The organism is Armatimonadia bacterium (assembly GCA_039679385.1).
Classification (GTDB): Bacteria; Armatimonadota; Zipacnadia; order Zipacnadales; family JABUFB01; genus JAJFTQ01.
The window spans coordinates 58,109-78,660 of record JBDKVB010000097.1; the positions used below are offsets into that span (position 1 = coordinate 58,109).

13 protein-coding genes and 1 tRNA gene are annotated in these 20,552 nt (G+C 64.1%); 4 read left to right on the plus strand and 10 right to left on the minus strand.

Annotated features, from left to right (window positions below; genetic code table 11):
- Positions 1-7: 7 nt before the first annotated feature.
- On the minus strand, positions 8-1,573 hold the full coding sequence (locus ABFE16_11610) for an MFS transporter (protein ID MEN6345940.1): 1,566 nt from the start codon (positions 1,571-1,573) through the stop codon (positions 8-10).
- 182 nt (positions 1,574-1,755) lie between these two features.
- Here ABFE16_11610 and ABFE16_11615 point away from each other — a divergent pair.
- Together ABFE16_11615 and ABFE16_11620 are read left to right on the plus strand one after the other, a co-directional pair.
- Positions 1,756-1,830: transfer RNA gene (locus ABFE16_11615), tRNA-Glu, on the plus strand.
- A gap of 235 nt (positions 1,831-2,065) precedes the next feature.
- A complete protein-coding gene (locus ABFE16_11620) occupies positions 2,066-3,238 on the plus strand; it encodes a lytic transglycosylase domain-containing protein (GenBank protein ID MEN6345941.1) in 1,173 nt (390 codons plus the stop codon).
- Positions 3,239-3,348: 110 nt separating this feature from the next.
- Here ABFE16_11620 and ABFE16_11625 read toward each other — a convergent pair whose 3' ends face one another.
- The 7 genes from ABFE16_11625 to secD all read right to left on the minus strand — a co-directional run bounded on the left by ABFE16_11625 (position 3,349) and on the right by secD (position 11,933).
- Entirely contained in the window at positions 3,349-4,068 is a 720-nt protein-coding gene (locus ABFE16_11625) for a gamma-glutamyl-gamma-aminobutyrate hydrolase family protein (GenBank protein ID MEN6345942.1), read from the minus strand.
- Positions 4,061-5,629 carry an apolipoprotein N-acyltransferase gene (gene lnt, locus ABFE16_11630; protein ID MEN6345943.1) on the minus strand — a complete coding sequence of 523 codons (1,569 nt, stop codon included), beginning with the start codon at positions 5,627-5,629 and terminating at the stop codon, positions 4,061-4,063. The genes ABFE16_11625 and lnt overlap by 8 nt, the downstream gene beginning before the upstream one ends.
- A 30-nt stretch (positions 5,630-5,659) precedes the next feature.
- Positions 5,660-6,856 carry an aminotransferase class I/II-fold pyridoxal phosphate-dependent enzyme gene (locus ABFE16_11635; GenBank protein ID MEN6345944.1) on the minus strand — a complete coding sequence of 399 codons (1,197 nt, stop codon included), beginning with the start codon at positions 6,854-6,856 and terminating at the stop codon, positions 5,660-5,662.
- Complete coding sequence (locus ABFE16_11640) at positions 6,853-7,332, minus strand: Lrp/AsnC family transcriptional regulator (GenBank protein ID MEN6345945.1); 480 nt, start codon at positions 7,330-7,332, stop codon at positions 6,853-6,855. Before ABFE16_11640 ends, ABFE16_11635 begins: the two co-directional genes overlap by 4 nt.
- On the minus strand, positions 7,316-8,371 hold the full coding sequence (locus ABFE16_11645; GenBank protein ID MEN6345946.1) for a cation diffusion facilitator family transporter: 1,056 nt from the start codon (positions 8,369-8,371) through the stop codon (positions 7,316-7,318). The genes ABFE16_11640 and ABFE16_11645 overlap by 17 nt, the downstream gene beginning before the upstream one ends.
- Positions 8,372-8,517: 146 nt before the next feature.
- Complete coding sequence (secF, locus tag ABFE16_11650; protein MEN6345947.1) at positions 8,518-9,759, minus strand: protein translocase subunit SecF; 1,242 nt, start codon at positions 9,757-9,759, stop codon at positions 8,518-8,520.
- A gap of 47 nt (positions 9,760-9,806) precedes the next feature.
- On the minus strand, positions 9,807-11,933 hold the full coding sequence (secD, locus tag ABFE16_11655) for a protein translocase subunit SecD (protein ID MEN6345948.1): 2,127 nt from the start codon (positions 11,931-11,933) through the stop codon (positions 9,807-9,809).
- A gap of 828 nt (positions 11,934-12,761) precedes the next feature.
- On the opposite strand from secD, the gene ABFE16_11660 reads away from it, so the two are divergent.
- Complete coding sequence (locus tag ABFE16_11660) at positions 12,762-13,973, plus strand: right-handed parallel beta-helix repeat-containing protein (GenBank protein MEN6345949.1); 1,212 nt, start codon at positions 12,762-12,764, stop codon at positions 13,971-13,973.
- Positions 13,974-14,081: 108 nt separating this feature from the next.
- Here the strand turns inward: ABFE16_11660 and amrA are convergent, their stop codons facing one another.
- Both amrA and ABFE16_11670 read right to left on the minus strand, forming a co-directional pair.
- Positions 14,082-14,627 (minus strand): AmmeMemoRadiSam system protein A, encoded by a 546-nt coding sequence (gene amrA, locus ABFE16_11665; GenBank protein ID MEN6345950.1) that lies wholly within the window; start codon positions 14,625-14,627, stop codon positions 14,082-14,084.
- A gap of 55 nt (positions 14,628-14,682) precedes the next feature.
- Positions 14,683-15,456 carry a zinc ribbon domain-containing protein gene (locus tag ABFE16_11670; GenBank protein ID MEN6345951.1) on the minus strand — a complete coding sequence of 258 codons (774 nt, stop codon included), beginning with the start codon at positions 15,454-15,456 and terminating at the stop codon, positions 14,683-14,685.
- A 298-nt stretch (positions 15,457-15,754) separates the two neighbouring features.
- Between ABFE16_11670 and ABFE16_11675 the strand changes: the two genes are divergently transcribed.
- A complete protein-coding gene (locus ABFE16_11675) occupies positions 15,755-20,539 on the plus strand; it encodes an FtsX-like permease family protein (GenBank protein MEN6345952.1) in 4,785 nt (1,594 codons plus the stop codon).
- Positions 20,540-20,552: the final 13 nt, after the last annotated feature.

Genomic DNA, 20,552 nt, shown 5'->3' on the forward strand with positions numbered 1-20,552 from the left:
GTCTCCTCTAGGCCGGAGGGCCTGGTTCTGATGGCGGTTCAAGGGGCAGCTTCTGCCCACGCAGCCTTGCCGCCGTGCGTCGCAGAGCCCGAGCCGCGCGTCGGGCAGTGCGAGTTGTCGTTCGTCCTGCCGCGACCGAGACGACGCGGAAGGAGTACTCGAGCCCCAGGAAGGGGTTCACTGATCGCACGTGACTGAGCACGCGGATCATGTGGCGGACGGATTTGGCCTTGGGTTCCTCAACCTTCTGGAACCTCCGCGAACCCAGCCAGCGAGTGGTGCTGGAGGCCAGGAAGATGAAGTGGTAGTTGAGGAAGGTAAAGTCCCCCACGTGCAGTGCCAGGTGTTCGGTATGCTGCAGGATATACCCCGCGATAACCGGCATGATCAGGCTGGGAAGTCCGCCGAGCGCATAGTAGATGGCGATGTACACGGACTTGCGCTTCTGCGGCGTGATCTTGAAGACCATGTTCATCTCGGCGAGGGAATACCCGGACCAGGAGGCGCCGCCGATGGCATTGGCCAGTAGGAAGGGCCACCAGGCACCGTTCGCAGTCAGCGCCCAGAAGACCGGCATGAGGCTCACTCCGGTCAGGCAGGCGGACATGACGGGGCGACTGCCGAAGTGGTCGTTCAGCCTTCCCCACAGCCGGACCATGAAGAGACTTCCCGCCGAGCTGACTGCACCGAACAGCCCCATCAGCCAGTAGGGCAAGTCCATGACCTTGATCATGTACACCGACACAAAGGGGCTGGCGATCCAGACCCCGCTGGTGACCAGAGCCGAGAAGGTGACGAAGTTGCGGAAGTTGGCGTCGCTCCAGGCCTCGCGCACAGCGGAGAGGAAATGGAGGCGATCACCCTCCTCCTCGCCACCCCGGATGGGCGGCTCCGGACAGCGGATGAGCGTGTACCAGCTCACCAATCCACAGGCGAGAGCGATGGCGAAAACGATCAGGAAGCTGCCGGGGCTGTCCTTGCCGTGCTGGACCTTCCATATGTCGACGAACTTGCCCGCAACGAAGGCCACGATGGCCGAGACCGTGCCGGCCCAGAGGGTCCGTCGGGCGAAGTAACGGCCGCGGATCCGTGCCGGGACAAGGTCGGCCATCCAGGCGAACCAGCTCACCGAGGCAAAGCCTGCCATGAGCGCCGACAGAACTGAGACGAGGGAGAGAACAATCAGCGCCTTCGGGGAGACGCCGCGCTGGTAGCCAATCAGTGGGAGCGCAAGCACGAAGAGCCACAGCATGCGCGCCGGTCCAAAGACCCAGACGCTGATCCTCTTGCGAACCTGGTGGCGCTCAACGAAGTAGGACCCAAGCGGCTGCATCAGCGCCGATAGCCGAGGGAGGCCGGACAGGAGACCGATGATGGTATCGGTCGCACCGAGGAGGAGAGCGAAACCCGTCAGGAAGACGCCGCTCGTGAGAGCGCCCATGGTCGACGAGAGGACGCCATCCCACACGATCCAACGCATCCCCGCTTCGCGCTCACGGTCGGGAAGGCCGGGCCGAGGAGTGGTCGTAGCCTGTGGCTGAGCTGATGGCTTCTGGGGCTCGATGCTGGTCACGGGAAAGGCCGACCTCAGAGAAGCAGTGTCTCACAGGCGACCTATCATGGACCACTCGCCCGCAAAAGGCAAGCCTTGTCGGAGGGTATCCGTGAGCGATCTTTGGGCCTGCGGAAATGGACCTCGTGGCAACGCTTGACAGGGCCAGGGAGCCATGGTATATTTGCCAACCGTCGACTGGTGCCCCCATAGTCTAGCGGTCAGGACGGCGGGTTCTCAGCCCGTTAGCCGGGGTTCGAATCCCCGTGGGGGTACCATCAGAAGCCTATGAGACGCCTGGTTGCCGACTTGTAGCTGTACTGGTGAGGGTCTGGTCGGGCGCCGGCCTTCGTATGAAGTCGCGCGCACGCGCGGCTTTTTTTGTTCTGGGGCGGGGGTACACGGCCGTCTCCTTCGGTGCTCTCCCCTTACTCGCAAGTGCTGGGAAGGGGCGCCGCGTGGGTTTCCTGCCGGTCCTGCGGCAGGGCTGCGGCCCCAGTACGGAGAGTGATCATGCGCGGTATAGTCCTCGCGGGCCTTCTGGTCTGCACTCTAGGCATGTCCTATGCGGCAGTTGGCGACCTTCCGGCGCAGTATCCAACTGAGCCGGACGAGGCCGTAGCTATGTTCCTCTATGCTCGCGAAACCCTCAAGCCAGCGACACCCACCATCGGTGAAGGCGAGATCCGTCCGGCAGACTACACCAGCAAGGCCGTGGAACTGCAAGCCAACCTGGCCGGCCGCATCGTCGTGAATGCGCACGACCCCGCGGCTCGCTCCGTGATCGTGCGGCTCGCACTGCTCAATGGCCAGTGCATCAACGTCAACTCCACCAGCGAGCTGACCGGCATGCAGGAAGGCGACAGCGTTCGGGCTGTCCTGGATGTCCCACCGGCGCCTGAACTGGAGTTGCGGTTCCGCCTGCGCGGCATTGTCCTCGAGTACGATCTGCCCCGCGCAGCGTCGCTGGCCCCGGCAGCGAAGCCGGCATCCCCGGCCCAGAGCACTCCCGCACGAGCCGCTTCTTCGGCTCCTGCTACCACGGCCGCCGCCGGTTCAGCCCTACCGCCCGAGTACCGGGATGATCGGGTTGCGGTCCAGGTACCGTCACTGGCCAGGTTCGCGGTGCCAACTCAGCGCACCCCTCGCACTGGTCAGGAAGGCGCCTGGGACCCCGTGGGCAACGTTGGATACCCGGTAATCGACCAGCGCAAGCTGGAGGTGTGGACCAACTGGATTCGGCGCTGCAACTCCAAGCTCAGTGAGCGCCAGGCGGACTGGATCTGCCGCTGGGTGATCTATTACTCGGCCGTCAACGGCGTCGACCACCGGCTGATGTTCGCCATGATGAAGTGCGAGTCGGACTTCGATCCGTTCTGCGTCTCACGTGCGGGTGCCGTGGGCCTCACACAGCTCATGCCCTGCAACCTGGAGGACTTTCGCGTCGCGAACAAGTGGAACGTGCAGGACAACATCCGGGCCGGCGTCGAGCACTTCGCCGAGATGCTCAGGATGTGGTCGGGACGCAGCAACTACGAGCAGTTCGCTCTTGCGGCGGCCTCCTACAATGCCGGCCCAAACCGTGTGAAACGGTGCGGCGGTATCCCCGACATCACGGAGACCAAGAACTACGTCAAGAAGCTCGGCGACCTCTTCTACCAGTTGTGTAAGGACGGGTACCCGTAGACGCGTGGCCGGGGCCAAAGCCTCACCCGGAAACAACTACCCCAGACACAAACAGGGCGGCCTCGAATAGAGGTCGCCCTTTGCTTTGTATGGGAAGCTTGCGCGGAAGACTAGCGTGCGGCGGCAACGAACTGTGCGAACAGCTTTCGGGCGCCCTCATCGAGGCCCACGAGATGCTCCGGGTGACACTGCAGCCCCAGGCAGAAGGCGGCATCTCTACGCTCGATGGCCTCGATGACGCCGTCCGGGGCAGTTGCAGCAACCTCGAAGCCCGCTGCCACGTCGCGCACGGCCTGGTGGTGGAAGCTGTTCACCCTCCAGGACCTCTTCCCCAGTATCCCCTCGAGGCGAGATCCCGACACCACCTCAACACTGTGCGTCGCATGCGAGGTCGGCGCGCTCTGAGCATGCTTGATTGCGCCCTCTACCTCAGTCGGGATGTCCTGAACGAGCGTGCCGCCTGCGAAGGCGTTGAGAGACTGGATGCCGCGACAGATGCCCAGGACAGGCAGTTCCGGACGCGCGAGTGCGTAGGCGATAGCCACTTCGTCAAGACGGTCTCGCTCCGGACTGAGCGCTCCGAGGGCCCGTGCAGGCTCCGCCCCGTAGCAAAAGGGGTCGACATCGACACCGCCGGTGATCAGCAACCCCTCTGCCCCATTGAGAACTCGCAGCAGCGCTTCGCGGCTCCCGAGACAAGGCACGAGGAAGGGTGCGCCGCCGGCTGCTACCACGGCTTCGGCGTAACTGTGGGGAAGGTGGTCACGAGGACTGGGGTCATCTGAGTAGCCACACAGGATGGCGATCCGGGGCAGCGAAGCGTCAGGCATCTTCAGGCCTCCAGAAAGCTGCTACGAGCCAAAGTACACAGGATATGACCAGCAGCGGCGTGTCTCCGATGCGGTGATAGATGGACAGACCCTCCGCAGGTCGTACGGACTGACCGAGGACGCCCTGACCGTTGACGGGTATCTCCTGAACCACTTCACCGTAGGGCGTGTACAAGGCACTGCGGCCCGTTGTGGCGGCACGCAGCACCCATCGGCGTGACTCCACAGCTCGCATGGAGGCAGTGAAGGAGTGCTGGGCTACCTCCGGGGTGTCCTGTGCCCAGGCATCGCTGGTGAGGAAGGCGAGCACCTCGGCGCCCTGACGGCAGACCTCACGGGTCTGTCGCGGGAAGGTCGCCTCGAAGCAGATGAGCGGGGCCACGCGGACGCCCTTGATGTCGAACAGCTTGCGCCCACTGCCGGGCGTCAGGTCGGTGTTGCGGAGGGGATAGTCACGCAGGCAGGGGAGCTTGTCGCGTAGCGGCACGTACTCGCCAAAGATCAGCAGGTCGTTCTTGTGGTAGCGGTCGACGACCTTGCCTCCGGCGTCGTAGAGCCGTGCGGCGTTGTAGTAAGCCCCGTCGAGCTGCTCCAGCGTACCGATCAGCAGGTGTCCTTTGGTTTGCCGGGCGCCCTCTGCGGCGACGTCTTCCAGGCCCGGATAGGAGGTGATATAGGCAGGGAGAGCGCTCTCGGGCCAGACCGTGAGGTCGGTGTCTGGAGGGACGACCGTGTTGAGCCTCAGGTAGGTGTCCTTTGACCGTTGCACATCGTCATCGGTGACCGGTGTTTGGAGCGGGACGCCTCCCTGCACCACGGCAACCTTCAGCACGCGGCCCTGCGGGTCGGCTTGCCCGTCCTGGTGTCGCGCCTGCTTGAGGGCAAGAGCACCGACGAAGTAGACGCCGAGGAGGAGCGCGTAGGAGGCCAGCGCAGCCGCGTTCGCACGACGCTGCCAGCCCTTCGCGTCGGCTACGGGCGCCCATCCTCGCTCGGCGGCGAGACCAAGCAAGCCCTGCGTCAGCCCGGCATTCACCACCACCATGAGCGCCGTCAGACCAAACTCGCCGAAGACCGAGGCCACCTGGAGGACCGGAAGCTGGTCATGCTGGGTGTAGGCGAGGTCGCCAAAGGTGAAACCAAGGGCCCCGGCATTGGCGCGAACCCAGGAGAGGAGGGTCCAGGCCCCGGCCATACCAGCGACGCGCCAGCCCGGCGAAGGGTTTCGCAGCACCAGGACGGCCGCGATGCCGAACACGACCGGGTAGACGCTCAGGTACAGCACGGCGGCAATCCACGGCAGCGGATGGCCCCACATGGTCAGGTAGTGCATGAAGGGCAGGAAGAAGGTGAGGCCGAAGGCGAGGCCACACAGGGCGCCACGGCCCGCGGTTCGGGCGCTTACCAGGGCCACGAAGAGGGGCATCAGGGCAAACCACGCGAGGGGCCCCATGTCGATCGGCGGGAAGGCCATGTACAGGAGGCCCCCCGCAAGTACGGACAGGATGATCTGGCCGGGGAAGGGGATCCCCGTGGCTCTGGCCTGGCGTGACGCTCGCATAGACACAGCGGCTTTCTACGGGGTTTCCGGCTACTCGACCTGCACCTTGCCTGCTTTGAGCTTGGCCAGGAAGCGCTCCATGCGTACCAGCGCTTCCTTCAGGTTGTCCATGCTCTGGGCGTAGGTGCACCGGAGGTAGCCCTCGCCGCAGTCACCGAAGGCCGTGCCGGGAACTGCAGCGACCTTCTCGTCATACAGCAAGGCCTTCGAGAACTGCTTGGACGTCAGGCCGGTGTGGGCGATGGACGGGAAGGCATAGAAGGCGCCCCGGGCTTCGAAGCACGGGAGGCCGATGTCGTTCAGCCCCTTGATGAACACACGGCGCCGCTGGTCGTAGTCGCGGACCATCTCGTGCATCTCGCGCTCGCAGTGCTGGAGAGCCTCGATGGCACCGATCTGGCCGCTAATCGGCGCCGAAAGGGCAGTGTACGCATGGATGCGCACCATGCCCTCGATCAGCTGACCCGGGGCTGCCGTGAAGCCGATGCGCCAACCCGTCATGGCGTAGGCTTTGGAGAAGCCGTTCATCAGGATCGTGCGCTCTCTCATGCCCGGAAGCGACGCGAAGCAGGTATGCTCGCCGTCGTAAGTCAGGTGCGCATAGATCTCGTCCGACACGACGAAGAGGTCGTGCTCCTCGGCGAGTCGGGCAATCTGCAGCAAGTCCTCGCGCGACATGACGGTGCCGGTCGGGTTGTTGGGGTAGCCGATGATCAGGCCCCGCGTCCGGGGGGTGATCGCAGCCTCCAGGTCCTCCACCTGCGGCCGGAAATCGTGCTCTACGGTGCAGGGAACGACGACGGGGTTGCCGCCGGCCATCGAGACGCAGGCCTTGTAGGAGACATAGCAGGGCTCCGGGACAACGACTTCATCGCCGGGCGAGAGCAAGGCGCGCATGGCGACATCCATGGCCTCGCTGACCCCCATGGTGACGATCAACTCGGTAGCCGGGTCGTAGTCCACTCCCCACCGCATGCCGAGGTCCTCAGCAATGGCCTCGCGCAGTTCCATGAGGCCGTAGTTGCTGGTGTAGGAGGTCTGCCCGCGGCGAAGGCTATCGACGACGGCATCGCAGATCTTCCACGGCGTGGCAAAATCCGGCTCGCCGACACCGAGGGTGACGACGCCCTCCATTCCCAGAGTGAGGTCGAAGAACTCACGGATACCGGAGGGCGGCATGTGCTCAACTTCGGGACGCAGCCGCAGGGACTGTGAAGGAGTGCTCATGGTGTCACCGCCAGACGGTGGGTAGTACGATGTGTGTAGGCCGTGCGGCCCTCAAGCTTGTAGGTCTTCAGGACGAAGGAAGTCGCCGTGCTGCGCACGCCGGGAATCGGCGCGAGCTTCTCAGCGACGAACTGGGCGATCTCACGGAAGTCCTCGCCCTCGACAACCACCTGCAGATCGAAGCCGCCGGACATCAGGTAGACCGAGTGCACCTCGTCGAAGAGGGTGATTTGCTCGGCAATGGCGTCGAAACCGCGGCCATGCTCGGGGACGGCCGACACCGCGATGAAGGCGTAGATCTTGGGGCTGTCGTTCTTCTCCCAGTTCACAACAGCGGAGTAGCCCAGCAACTGGCCCGTAGCCCTGGCTTCGGCGATCGCAGCCCGCACCTCAGCGACATCTCGACCCAGTCGCGTTGCGATCTCCTCAGGGGACAGGGTCGCGTCCTGTTCGAGTAACTCAAGCACCTGCCGCATCGTGTGTACCTCCCGGGGGCGTCGTGTCGGACTGCCGGTGTGGCTTGAGGTCCGTCGGCCCCTGCGCTCTCTTCTTCTCCTGCACGCAGAAGTCCCAGTTACCGGCGACCCGTTTCGCCCTGCACTCCTCGTCGTCACACGGCTCGATATGAATCAGCACCTGCGCACTCGGGAACAGACCTGCCAGGTCCGCCTCCAGGTGGTCTGTGAATTCGTGGGCCTCGGCTACCGTCATACGATCGCACACAACCAGGTGCAGATCAATGTAGCGTTCGTGGCCGGCGCGTCGCGACCGCAGCCGATGGAAGTTCACAAACCGCCCGTAGTGTTCCTGAAGCGTACCGACGATCCGCTGGGTGTCCTCGATCGGGAGCGAGCTGTCCAGCAGTTGCTCCAAGGCATCGCGCGAGATGCGCCATCCCTGCGTCAAGACCAGTGCCGCCACGAAGACCGCCAGCGCCGGGTCGAGCCAGTGAACGTCGTAGCCGAAGAGCCCAAGGACGTAGATGAGCGCAAGGCCCACGAAGACACCGGCCGAAGTCCAGACGTCGGTACTCAGGTGGGCTGCGTCGGCCTCAAGAGCGATGGACTCATGCTTCCGGCCGACCCGATAGAGTGTGCGCGACACGATGATGTTCATGACCATGGAGAAGGCCATCACCGCCAGCGCCGGGGCGTGGTTGAGCTCCTCGTACTGGCCCTTGATCATCGAGCGCACCGCCGTATAGAGGATGCTCAGCGCGGCAACCACGATGAGCATGGCCTCAATCAGACCGGAGAGCGCCTCATACTTCCCGTGGCCGTAGCGGTGGTGCTCATCAGCGGGCTCGTTGGACTTGCGCACGCTGAAGAAGGCCAGGAGGGCTGCGACAAGGTCATTTCCGGAGTGAACCGCCTCCGAGATGACACTGATCGAGCCCGTGGCCAGCCCCGCCACAAGCTTGCTGACTGTGAGGAGAGTATTGGAGACCACAGACAGGCCGGCGGCCCGCCTGGTCTCTATCGCCCTTGCACTTCTGGCGGCCGTTCCGGTCGCCATACTGGATCGCCTCGCTGTGCCCAGACTGCCCGACACCTTACCTCGGATTTGCAAACCTGGGCGGTGGCCATCAGCCAACCGCCCAGGTGATCTCACGTCATGCAGGCACCCAAGTCCAGGGATGCCGTACCCCGCCGTCTACCGGATCAGAAGCGGCGCTTTGGCTTGCCGGCCTGTTTGGCGGCGCGCTCCTTCTCACGCTTGCGGCGTTCCCGCCGCTCGTCGCGCTTCGCGTCCAGCTCGGCCAGAGCCTTCTCCTGCCGCTCCGCGATCTCTTCCCGCTGCAGCCGCTCGATGGCCTTGCGACTGTTTGCCTTGTCGACCGAACCCGCATCGCCCTCTGCGACCTCTCTTGCCGGCTCGGCAACTGCTGCGGTCGACCGCGGTCGACCGTTCCCCACGGTTGCGGTCACACGCTGGCTGCGTGAGGTCGCAACGGCGTTAGCCCGGTTGCGCGCAGCTCGGTTCTCAAGGATAACGAGGATAGGACTCGCCGTGAAGATCGACGAGTAACACCCTGTCGAGATACCAATAAGGAGGGCGAAAGAGAAGCCCCGGATGGCCTCGCCGCCGAAGACCAGCAGAGAGACGACCGTGAACAGAACAACCACGACCAGGTTCACCGACCGCGCCATTACTTCGAGAAGACTGGCGTTCACAGTCTCTGCGAAGGTGGCCCGGCGATGGACCCGCATGTTCTCGCGGATGCGGTCCATGATAACGACGGTGTCGTGGTTTGAGTAACCCAGAACCGTGAGCAGGGCCGCAACGAAGGCGCTGTTCAGCTCGATTTTGAACAGGGCCATGCATCCCAGCACGACCAAAATGTCGTGGAGCAGGGAGATGATCGCCGCGATGCCGAAGCGGATCTCGTAGCGGATCGTGATGTAGATCAGGATCAACAGATAGCCAATGGCGAGAGCCAGGATCGACTGGTTGCGGAGTTCCTCACCAACCACAGGCCCGACCGTCTCGCGACCCATGTCACTGATCTTGCCCTTGTCAGGGAAGGTCTTCTCAAGCGAGGCGACGATGCTCTGGCTGCGGGTGGCTGCCTCCTCGTCGTTGGCGACGGGTGGAGTTCGCAGGTACAACTGCGAGAACTGCCCCTCGTCGTTCCCCACCAACTGGATCTCGCTGTGCCCCAGGTTCATTGAGTCGAGAACCTGGCGTATCTTGGCAGTCGCGTCGGGCACACCCGCATCATTCGCCGCAAGCGGAACCGCGAACTCATAGCGCAGCAGGCTTCCGCCGGTGAAGTCGATGCCGTAGTTGAAACCGTGGACCGCGAGGGCAAGCATGCCGATGACGACGGTCACCCCGGAAATGGTGAACCACAGCCAGGTCTTGCCAATCAGGTCCCAGTGCTTGTAGCGAAAGAGTTCCACGTCCAGAAGGCCTCCTTGGTACGACAGCTACGGGCTGAGAGCAGGAGCTAGCGCCGGGTGGCGGGATCCGCGCCGATCTCCTCAGGCGTGACACCAAACAGGGCCGGGTTGTTGCCGAACCTGCTCTCGGCCACGGCCGAGACCAACCAGCGGGAGACGGTCACAGCGGTGAAGAAGGAACACACCACACCGATGAACAGCATGGCCGCGAAGCTCTTGATGATGCTCGTGCCCAGGAAGTAGAGGACGGCGCAGGTGATCAAGGTCGTAGCGTTGGAGTCCACGATGGCCGTCCACGCACGGTCGAAGCCGGCTGCCACTGCGCTACGCATAGACTTGCCGGACCGAAGCTCTTCACGCAGGCGCTCGAAGATAAGGACGTTGGCGTCAACCGCCATACCGATCGAGATGATGACACCGGCGATACCAGGCAAGGTCAGCGTGATTCCACCAATTCCCTTAACCTGTTGGGAAATGGCGACCACTGCCAGCACAATCATCACGTAGAGGACTAGCGCGATGTCGGCAAGGAGCCCCGGCAGGCGGTAGTACAGCAGCATGAACACCACAACGGCGATGAAGCCGATCAGGCCGGCGCGCACGCTGCGGTCGATAGTGTCCTGGCCGAGGGTGGCGCTGACAGTGCGGTTTTCCGCGATCTCCAGCGGCACGGGAAGTGCACCAGCGTTGAGCAGCAAGCGCAGGTCGCCGGCCTCCTGGGTCGTGAAGTTGCCTTCAATGATACCCTCACCAGGGATCGCGCTCTTGATGACCGGGGCCATCTGGCACTTGCCGTCAAGCACGATGGCCATCAGCCGCCCGACGTTGCGCTGCGTGAACTGGTGGAAGGCGTGCTTCTTCTCTGCCTTGAGGACGAAGGTGACAACCCAGTCGCCGGTGCTGCCGGGCTGGACCTGGGATTCGGGCATAAGGTCAGAGCCCGAGTAGTCGGCCTTGGACTCGGCCAGTACGCGTTCCCACGGGACGATCTGGTTGGTGCGGGCATCGCGCCACTCGTCGTAGGTATTCTCAGAGCCGGCCGCCGTGTACTGCTGCGGGATGATGCGGAACTCCAGGAGAGCAGTGCTCTTGAGGATGCCCGCCACACGGTCTGGATCCTTGACGCCGGGGATCTCAACGATGATCTGGTCGCGGCCCTGGCGCTGGATCACAGGCTCGCGGATCTCGCCCATGGCGAAGAGACGCTTGTCAATGATGTTCTTGACCTTGTCGGCGGTGTCGGCCTCAATGGGCACGGCCTCAAGCTCGCCGGGGTCAATGGTGTACTGCGGGTACATCTCGCGCAGCAGGCTGAGAACCGCACGCTGCTGTGCTCCCGCGGTTTCACGCTTCGCGGCGCTGGTCTTGACCACGACCCGGTTCGGCGCGACCGCTTCGGCCTTCACAGACCCGCGCTGAACGTCGCCACTGCTCACCAAGTTCGCGCTGAGCAGCTTGGCCAGGATGCGCTTTTCGAGTTCTTGCTTGGATATCGATGGCCCACCGGGCTTGCTCGCGGAGCTCGTCTGCTCCTCGGCGACCGTCGCCTGGGGCTCACTACCCGCTTCGGCATTGGTGGCTTCGGGCGCAGCTTCGGCACTCTCGGGCTTTGCGGGCTCAACAGCATAGAGGAACTGCGACTTGTCTTCAGGGGTCGCAAAGCTCATGCTCGCATAGGGCAGGCAGCGCAGAACAACATGCAGGCCGCCCTGGAGGTCGAGACCGAGCTTGACGCGGGGCCGCGGCTTGTAGAGGGCAAGGGCCTTCCCAAGCTGCCACACAGGCTTATCGACTTCCTGTGCGTCCTGGCGCCCTTCGGAGGTGACTCCCTTATACTTCCTCTGGAGAGCGGTCAGGATGGTCTTCTCGTCCTCTTTGAGCTGGTTGTCATCAAGAACGACGATCTTGACCTCGACACGGTCCTTGGCCACAAGCGAGACTTCATCGAGGTCGTCCTCACTGAAGCCGCTCTCACCAAGGGCCGCTTTGACCTCTTTGGCCTTCTGCGGGTACTCGCTGGGGTTCTCTGCCAGAGGCTGGTCAAACTTGAAGACCAGCGGCACCTCGCCTGCCGTCTCCCTTGGCGGGCGACGAACGGGCTGGAAGGCCAGCAAGAACGAGCCCACAAACAACAGGATGATCCAGACAATCCACAGCTTGGTCCGCGATTGCATGGGCGACGTCTCCTTGAGGTTCTGCGAGCGGCATCCCGGCCGTCAGGTATCGGCCGTGGCTGCCCAGACGGTCATCGCGACGACGAGCGGCAGGGCAGCAGTGCCCGGTGGCGATAGACGGGCTCGCCCCGAGCCCCCTAAGGTTCGGCTCCACGCCCCACTACGACGTAAGCCGCCACAGGCTGCCGACGAGGTGTACGGGCACGGCCCCCCACGTCCGAGGTCTTCAGGTGTCTTGTAGCCCAGAGCCTGCCTGCAAGGGTACAACAGGTCCTGGCTCTACACGCTCCCGGGGCTCCAACAAAGCAAAGCCGGGACATCCGCCCGTCCCGGCCCATGCCGATCGTCCAGACTTGCTTCGGCCGCGGTCGCACACAAAATGCTCCATCCAGCAACGCCGGATGACGCACGCTCATTATAGGGGCAGGTCCGATCACTGTCAAGGAAGTCGCAGGGCGGCAAGGGGGCCCTGAGCGCACCCGATCCAGACCAATGCAGCCCCGAAGTCCTCCCTGTGGAGAGGATTTCGCAAGCCGCTCCCTGATGACCTCCCCCGGCGACCCTCAGTTTGACCCCCGGCAGGCTGGATGGTAGTATGGTGTCGAGTGTGCTTGAGATGCCATGGTCTGGAGGCTCCAGCGCGACATGAGGTCTGTTCCCCGTCGGCTTACCCGCTCCCTTGGCACATCGGTCCACGGAGTGCCCACATCTTGCACAGGTCTACACTCCGTCCTGCTCCCACTACCGCACTCAGCTCTATCCCCTGTTCTCAGGTTCTGCGCTCTCGCCTGCGGGCTGGCCATCATGACCTGTGGGACGGTGCTTGCCATGGACCTTACGGTAGGGCCTCAGGATGGCGACGTGATCGGCATCGACAACAACGCGCTCCAGGCCGCCGTCGACGCCGTCGCCCGCGAAGGTGGCGGAACGGTCTACGTCAAGAGCGGCACCTACTCCATGTACAACTCGCTGTTCCTGCGCTCCGGTGTGAATGTTGTCGGGCTCGGACCAGCACCCGTGCTGCAGAAGGTGGCGTCAACCAAGGTCGCTCTTGCCACCGATGCCGCCTATGGCCAGGACCGTGTAACGGTTGCCGACGCCTCCGGCCTGAGAAAGGGCACGGGCATCGCCCTCAGCGACGACGTCCACAGCAGCGCGTGGTATGTCAACGTCCGCACGATCGTCGAGGTGGAGGGCAACACGCTCGTTCTCGACGAAGCGCTGGACCTGGACTTCCTGGTCTCACGCAACGGGAAGGTCGAGACTTCCTACCCGGTGATCTGCGGCAAGGAGATGAAGCGGGCCCGGGTCGAGAACCTCGTGGCAGACGGCTCTCGCAGCACAAGCGCCCCGCTCAATGGCTGTCGCGGCGGTGCCATCTACCTGTGGAGGACCGAGGGCTGCGTGATCGACAACTGCACGGCCCGCAACTTCAATGGCGACGGCATCAGCTTCCAGGTGAGTCCGCGCACCTCGGTGACGCGCTGCAAGGTCTACCGGAACGCCGGACATGGCGTCCACCCCGGGTCGGGCTCTCATCACGTTGAGGTGAGTGGATCGCAGATCTCGGCCAACGACGGTGACGGGCTGTTCCTGTGCTGGCTGGTGAAGGACTCCAAGTTCTCGAACAACACCATCGAGCGCAATGGGCAGGACGGCATCTCCATCGGGCATGAGGATACCGACAACCTGCTGGTCTCCAACACCATCGAGCGCAACGGGCGTCATGGCGTGTGCTTCCGGGCGGAGGCGGCCTACAACGGCGGCCACCGCAACACGCTCCAGGACAACACAATCCGTGACAACGGCCAGTCGCACCCCGGCGACGGAATTCACGTCGAGGCCTTCACCTTCGACCTGAACATAATAGGGAACACCATCGAGGATACGATGCGTGACGCGAAGGTTACCCAGCGCAACGGCATCTACCTGGCGAAGGGCGTGGACGGGATCAGGACGCGCGGCAACACCATCCGAGCGAATGCCGACGAGGTGATCGCGGACGAGTCCGAGGGCCAGAAGAACTCGCTGCAGCTCTGAGGATAGGCGGGGCAAGTGGCAGGTCGGAAGGGACGCCGGCCATCACGCAAAACGCAGAGGCGCAGCCACCCTGGCTGCGCCTCTTTTGTTGCCTACTACGGCTTGTGCTCAGTCTTCCTCCTCGCCGAAGACCTCGGCCTCGAACCACGAGACCTTGGCACCACGGCGGTAGGCGTCGGCCGGCAGTCCGGCCTTGCGACACGTATGCCTGAGGAACTCCTCGCGGTTCCACCCCCACTCAGGCGCGACCTGGGGCAGAAGCAGTCCTCGGAAGGGTCCCTTCTCCACGACCAGGCCATGGCGACCGACCTCGATGGCCTCCAGATCGGGCACAGGCGTCACAGGGGACATGACAGAGATCTCAAGGTGTATCTGGGGTTCCTCTTCGGCCGTCACCGGCGGGAAACGGGGATCCTCCAGTGCCGCTGCGCGAGCCATCTCCCTGACCGTCAGGAGGAGCGGGTACACGGGCTCGATATGGCCGATGCAGCCCCGGAGCATACCGCCCAGTTTGAGCGTCACGAAAGCGCCACTGGGACGCCGCAGGACGGGGTCATCAGTCTCCAGGGACGGCTCCGAGGCAAGGTCGACGGCATGGCGCAGCGACTGACGGGCAACGCACAGCAGCCTCTGTTTCTGTTCCTCGGTCAGCATTGCACTCACCTCGTGGAGCCTGCGGCCTGCGGCGGGAGACGCCTCCCGGGCTGCCCTAGTGAGCGGGCGGCTTGACTGTCTTGAGGCCGTCCCCGAGCTTGAAGAGCATGTTGCCGGCGAACAGCACCATGATAGCGATTGCCATCTGCACCATCCTTGCCCCCAGAGGGCGCAAGTCCGGGTTGCGGCCGAAGCGCATCAGCAGGCCGATGATAAGGCCTACCGGCGGGCAGAAGACGCACAGCACGAACAGCCCGAGGATGGTGGCGCGGCTTACCTGGACGATGTCGGGACGGAGGTTGCCACGGACCTGCGCGATGCCTCGCGTGGTGGCCATGGCAAGCCGTACCTGGCCGAAGGCGATCAGAAGCCCGGAAACACCAAGGCCCAGCAGGATGAAGCCGAGCATCAGGGGGCTGCCGAGGTTCGAAAGGCTGCGGAAGGCCTTGGGCTTGAGAAGGGCGACAAGGTCGTCAAAGCCGCCGCCGGCTTTGATGCGGCTCAGCGCGACCAGGACAAGGGCGACGCCCAGGACCAGGGCGATACCGGCGGAGACCCAAGAGGTGGTGCGCTCCTGAGCCATGCGCTCGGCCTCCTGCACGTCAAAGGCTCGGATGCGGGTCTCCTCGGCCGACTTCTCCCCTACCGCCATCGTACCGGAGGATGCTCCTGCCACAGTGTGCTGGCCGCTCCCAATCCGGGCGGCCATGCTCATCTGGCGGAGCACCTCGCGCTCTTTGTCGCGCTCGGCAAGTAGGTCTGTCCCGCAATCCATACAGTGAGCGTCTGTCTTGGCGACCTCATGGCCGCACTTGGGGCACAACGGCATTACGGTGGTCCTCCCTAGGCGGAGACGCGCGGACAATCCGTCATGGATTGCGATGCCGGCACGGTTGGAGCTCAGGATCCTCGGGCGTGGAGCGTCTTTGGCACGATTATCGGGCAACCTGAGGGGCTTGTCAACGGGTCGCGAGGCAATCCTGAGCGAAAGACCCGGGAGGACAGGAGGGATGCGGGGCCCTGCGGGGAAGTTGCTGTCGCCCGGTCCTCGTGGCGTCACGGATGACACTCTTTGTACTCCGCGGAGCAGTGACTACGCCTCCACGGCGCCGGCAGGAGACCAGCGAATGCCGATAGGCCGCCAAAGATCGATGCTCGTCTGTGTGGTCATGGCCTGCCTGGGTCTGATCGGCCTCACAGGGGGCCACCTGTGCCTGGCAGCCGACTACGCCGCCATCGCCTCGCGTGTCGAGGTTGGTCGCTTGCTTACGGACATCAACCGCTTTGCCGATCTTGGCTCTCGCGTCTCGGGACTCGACGGAAACACGCGCGCAGCAGATCTAATCCTGCGTGAGTTCCAGCGGCTTGGTCTGGAGACGCTGACGCAGCAGTTCGACCTCCCGGTGCCGGCAGACACAGGTTGCTCCCTCGAAGCCGGAGGCAAGCGGTATCGTCTCGCGGCCTTGTGGCCGAACCTGGTGCGGACCTCGCAGGTCCCGGCAGAAGGCCTGACCGGGCCTCTGCTGTACGTCGGGCAGTGTCGTCTGTCCGACTTCAACGGCAAGCTCCCCGCCGGGAGCATCGTCCTAACCGACTTCAACAACGGTCAGCGCTGGCTCAACGCGGCCTTGCTGGGTGCGGCGGCCGTCGTCTTCATCGAGCCCGAGAGGACGACGCGCGGCGAGGCGGAAGTGAAGTTCCTGCGCTGTCCGATCGACGTCCCACGCTTCTACATCGACGGCGGCTCGGCCCAAGAGCTCATCGCAGCCGCGACGCTGGGCGCGGTGAAGGCGCGCATCACGGCCCAGGTGCGATGGGAGAACCGCACTAACCGCAACATCCTCGGTATCCTGCCGGGCAAGAACCCGCAGCTTCGCAACCACGCCATGATCGTGGAGGCCTACTACGACTCGACCTCGGTAGCGCCTGCACTGGCGCCTGGGGCCGAGAGTGCCTGTGGGATCGCCGCCCTTCTTGAGCTTGCGCGGAACCTGGCCGCCGATCCGCCGGACCGCAGCGTGATCTTCCTTGCCACCAGTGGCCACTTCGAGGCCCTTGCCGGAGCACGCGAGTTCGTGCGCCTGTGGGGACGTGAGCCAAGCAAGCGCAGCGAACGGATCGCGCGCCCCAGACTGCGCGAACTCACCACCGAGTTCGAGGAACTCAACCGGCAGCACCGCCAGATCATCGCTGAACTGCACCGACTAGATCTCGAGCACTCAGGCCAGGGCGCCGGCCCTCGCAAGGTCTGGTGGCTTCCTGCGAGTGGGAGTGCCTCTACCGAGAAGCCGATGGTCAACGTTGGCCAGCTTCAGATAACCCCCGAAGCGGCCCACGTGAGAGCAACGCGCCTGGAACGTGACATCGCCCGCAAGCAGGCCGACCTGGAGCTTTGGCAACGCCTCGACGAGTTCGAGAAGATCGACATGTTCATCTCCCTCGACCTCAGCAGCCAGAACGCGTCCTTCGGGGTCTTCCAGGTCGGGTGGTACTACAATCAGGCGCATCTGCTCCGGTTCTACTCGCCCCTTGGCAAGAAGATGTCCGAGTATGCTACGCGTGCCTGCGAGGACCTGGGGATGCCGATCGATACGTCCTTCGTCGACGGCATCAACCCGGTCAAGGGACGCGAGTGGAACACCTTCTTCCCCGGCAAGATCGCCTTCGACCACGAGATGGCAATCCGGGGCGGACGACCGGGACTTGTCTTCGCCACCGTCAATGATGCCCGGGACCTGGTCGACACCCCTCTGGACACCCCCAGGCATGTCGACGGGCCGAACCTACAGAGCCAGGTACGTCTGCTCAGTTGCGTCCTGCGTGACTTCCTCAAGGACCCTACGCTCGACGAGGATGCACTCAAGCGCGTAAACGCCCTCAAGAAGATGGACGAACTCAAGGATGCCCGGGGCACGGTGCTGCAGTTCCGGCGCACCGAGAGCTTCGTGCCAAACACGCCGGTGCCGGGCGCGCTCGTGATGATCCAGGGCCAGTACCGGATGATGATGGGCGTGCACACGGAGGTCATGGGAACTGCCAACGAGACCAGCGAGTTCACGCTGCGCGGTGAGAGAGCCTCGGGCGGGACCCTCGAGGCCTATGGGCTCGATCCCGACGATGGGTCGATCACCTTCGCACCTGACCTCGGCCCCGATGGCGACCGCAAGTATCCGCGTGATGTCTACGGGCGCGCGGGGCTGAAGCGCCCTCTGATCGTGTTTCAGTGTGTGCCCACGGACCTGTATGACCTCGTCGACGAGCGGTACTTCCAGACGCTGCAGCGGATCTTCGTGTATGACGCGAAGGACTACAGCGAGCCGGTCTCCTTTGGCTACGCTCTGTCCAGCTCCGCCGGTGCGGCCTCCGAGTTTCCCTCCTACGTGGAGCCCTGCGCGGTCATCTTCTCCCAGCCGCAGGTGGACCTGCAGGTGACGATGGGGATGGGTCTGCTGGGCGTGAGGATGGCACTCATCAATGCCACCCCGGACACGCCCGAGGGCATCGGCTATCCGGCCTCTGAGACGCGGCGAATCCCGCTGACGCCCCTTCGGGTCGGGCGGGATATGTGGCGTCTGGACGAGTCCCGCATGGCCAAGCTGCGCAAGAACGGCATCGACAACGCTCGACTGCGCGAGCTGCACGACCTGGCGAAGGCGTCCCTGGAGAAAGCCGCTACGAGTCTTGCGGAGCGGCGCTACGACATGGCGATGTCCGCCGGTCGCCATGCCTGGGGCTACGAGTCGCGCGCATACCCGGAGGTCCAGAAGACGGCAGTGGACGTGGTTAAGGGACTGCTGTTCTACCTGGCGATTCTGCTGCCCTTCTCCTACTTCGGTGAGCGGCTGCTGTTCGCGGGCCGCAATATCTTGTACCAGATCCTGGGCACCGTCGGCGTCTTCGTCGGCGTGTTCCTGATGATTGCCGCGGTGCACCCGGCCTTCTCAATGACCACGTCGCCGCCGGTCATACTTTTGTCCTTCGTCATCATGGCTCTGGCGGTCGCGGTCATCGCCATCGTGACCATGAAGTTCAACACCGAGCTCAAGTCGATGAAGCAGCAGCAGGGAGGCGTGCACGAGGCCGATGTGGGACGTCTCTCGGCCGCCGGAGCTGCCTTTGCCCTGGGCATCGCGAACATGCGCCGTCGCAAGACCCGCACCGCACTCACGGCCATCACCCTGACTTTGCTCACCTTTACGGTGCTGAGCTTCACCTCGGTGAAGTCCTTCCTGCGCGCCAACAAGATACGGCTGAACCAGACCCCGGCCTACCAGGGCGTGATGCTGCGTGACCGGTCCTGGCTGTCGCTGGAGGAGCCGACCGCCGACATCATCAGCAACGAGCTCCAGGGGCGAGCCTTGGTGGCACCCCGTGCCTGGTATGTGTCGCCGGACCTGGAGAAGGAGCTGGTCATCGACATCGCCCTCAGCACGGACCCCGCGACCCGCTACTCGGTCAACTGCCTGCTGGGGATGTCGCCGGAGGCCGATGAAGTCCTGCCGATGCGCAAGGCCCTCGTTGCCGGGCGATGGTTCGGGAAGGACGCCCGGAACGTAGCACTGCTGCCGACGGCCGTCGCAGAGGCCCTGGGGATCACGGCCGACAAGCTGGGGTCGGTGTCCGTTAACGTGTTCGGAACTGACTTCCGGGTCATCGGCCTGCTGGACTCAGGTGCCTTACGGCAGTTGACGGACCTCGACGGTGAGCCCCTGATGCCGGTGAACTACTCCATGCTGCGGCCGGAGACCCTCAAGGACATCCAGCAAGCCGCACAGGAACGCTCGCAACTGGGGGCCGGGGGTGCGGAGTCGCTCCTGCAGGAGTACAAGCACTACAGCCCGGAGAAGCTGATCCTTCTGCCCTATGATCGCGTGCTGGAACTCGGCGGAACGCTCCGTGCGATCTCGGTGCGATTCACGGACCCCTCGGCAGTCCCGGACAGCGTCGACCAGATGATGAAGCGGTTCGCGCTGAGCCTCTACTCGGGCATCGGCAAGGAGAGCTACCTGTTCAGCTCGGTCGGCATGACCTCGGTCGCCGGAGCCGAGAGCCTGGTCATCCCAATCCTCATTGCAGCGCTGATCGTGTTGAACACCATGCTGGGGTCGGTGTACGAGCGCACCAGGGAGATCGGCATCTACAGCTCCCTCGGCCTCGCACCCAGTCACATCTCCATGCTCTTCCTGGCCGAAGCGGCGGTCTTCGCCAATCTGGGAGCCATCGTGGGCTACCTGCTCGGGCAGGCGCTGGCGAAAGTGATATACCTGACGGGCGCCCACGTGGGCCTCGAGCTGAACTACTCCTCCCTGTCGGCGGTCGGTGTGACAATCGTGATTGTCACCGTGGTCCTGCTGTCCACGATCTACCCCAGCCGCCGGGCAGCAGACATCGCCTCGCCGGGGATCGAGCGTCGGTGGTCTCTGCCGGCGCCCCAGGGCGATGTGATGGACCTGCTCTTGCCCTTCACTGTGACGGGGCGTGACGCCTACGGGGTCTGCGCCTTCCTCAAGGAGTTCTTCGACGAGTACGTGGGCTACGCCGGGGGCGAGTTCCTGGCTGAGAACGTACGACTGGAGCCCCTGAGGAACCACGCGACGAAGGCTGACGAGATCACGGGGATGACGGTGAAGCTGCGGATGTGGCTGGCGCCCTACGACCTTGGTGTGAGCCAGGACTTCCTGCTGGAGTGTCGGCCCACCCAGGACCCGGGGGTGTACTCAATCCACATCAAGCTCACGCACCTGGCAGGCGACCTGACCTCCTGGAGGAAGACCAACACGCTGTTCATGGCCGCGATTCGCAAGCAATTCCTGATCTGGCGGACGGTGCCCCAGGACGAGAAGCTGGACTATGCGGACCGCGCAGAGGGGATCTTGCGGGGAGAGTGGAGCCGCCAGGCGGACCTGATCTGAGGCGACAGGGCCG

Bases quoted from the DNA above. Each gene is read 5' to 3' on its own strand.
- lnt (MEN6345943.1), bottom strand. From the start codon at position 5,629: ATGCGAGCGTCACGCCAGGCCAGAGCCACGGGGATCCCCTTCCCCGGC.
- ABFE16_11660 (MEN6345949.1), top strand. From the start codon at position 12,762: ATGGACCTTACGGTAGGGCCTCAGGATGGCGACGTGATCGGCATCGAC.
- ABFE16_11625 (MEN6345942.1), bottom strand. From the start codon at position 4,068: ATGCCTGACGCTTCGCTGCCCCGGATCGCCATCCTGTGTGGCTACTCA.
- ABFE16_11620 (MEN6345941.1), top strand. From the start codon at position 2,066: ATGCGCGGTATAGTCCTCGCGGGCCTTCTGGTCTGCACTCTAGGCATG.
- amrA (MEN6345950.1), bottom strand. From the start codon at position 14,627: ATGCTGACCGAGGAACAGAAACAGAGGCTGCTGTGCGTTGCCCGTCAG.
- ABFE16_11640 (MEN6345945.1), bottom strand. From the start codon at position 7,332: ATGCGGCAGGTGCTTGAGTTACTCGAACAGGACGCGACCCTGTCCCCT.
- secD (MEN6345948.1), bottom strand. From the start codon at position 11,933: ATGCAATCGCGGACCAAGCTGTGGATTGTCTGGATCATCCTGTTGTTT.
- ABFE16_11645 (MEN6345946.1), bottom strand. From the start codon at position 8,371: ATGGCGACCGGAACGGCCGCCAGAAGTGCAAGGGCGATAGAGACCAGG.
- ABFE16_11675 (MEN6345952.1), top strand. From the start codon at position 15,755: ATGCCGATAGGCCGCCAAAGATCGATGCTCGTCTGTGTGGTCATGGCC.
- ABFE16_11670 (MEN6345951.1), bottom strand. From the start codon at position 15,456: ATGCCGTTGTGCCCCAAGTGCGGCCATGAGGTCGCCAAGACAGACGCT.
- ABFE16_11635 (MEN6345944.1), bottom strand. From the start codon at position 6,856: ATGAGCACTCCTTCACAGTCCCTGCGGCTGCGTCCCGAAGTTGAGCAC.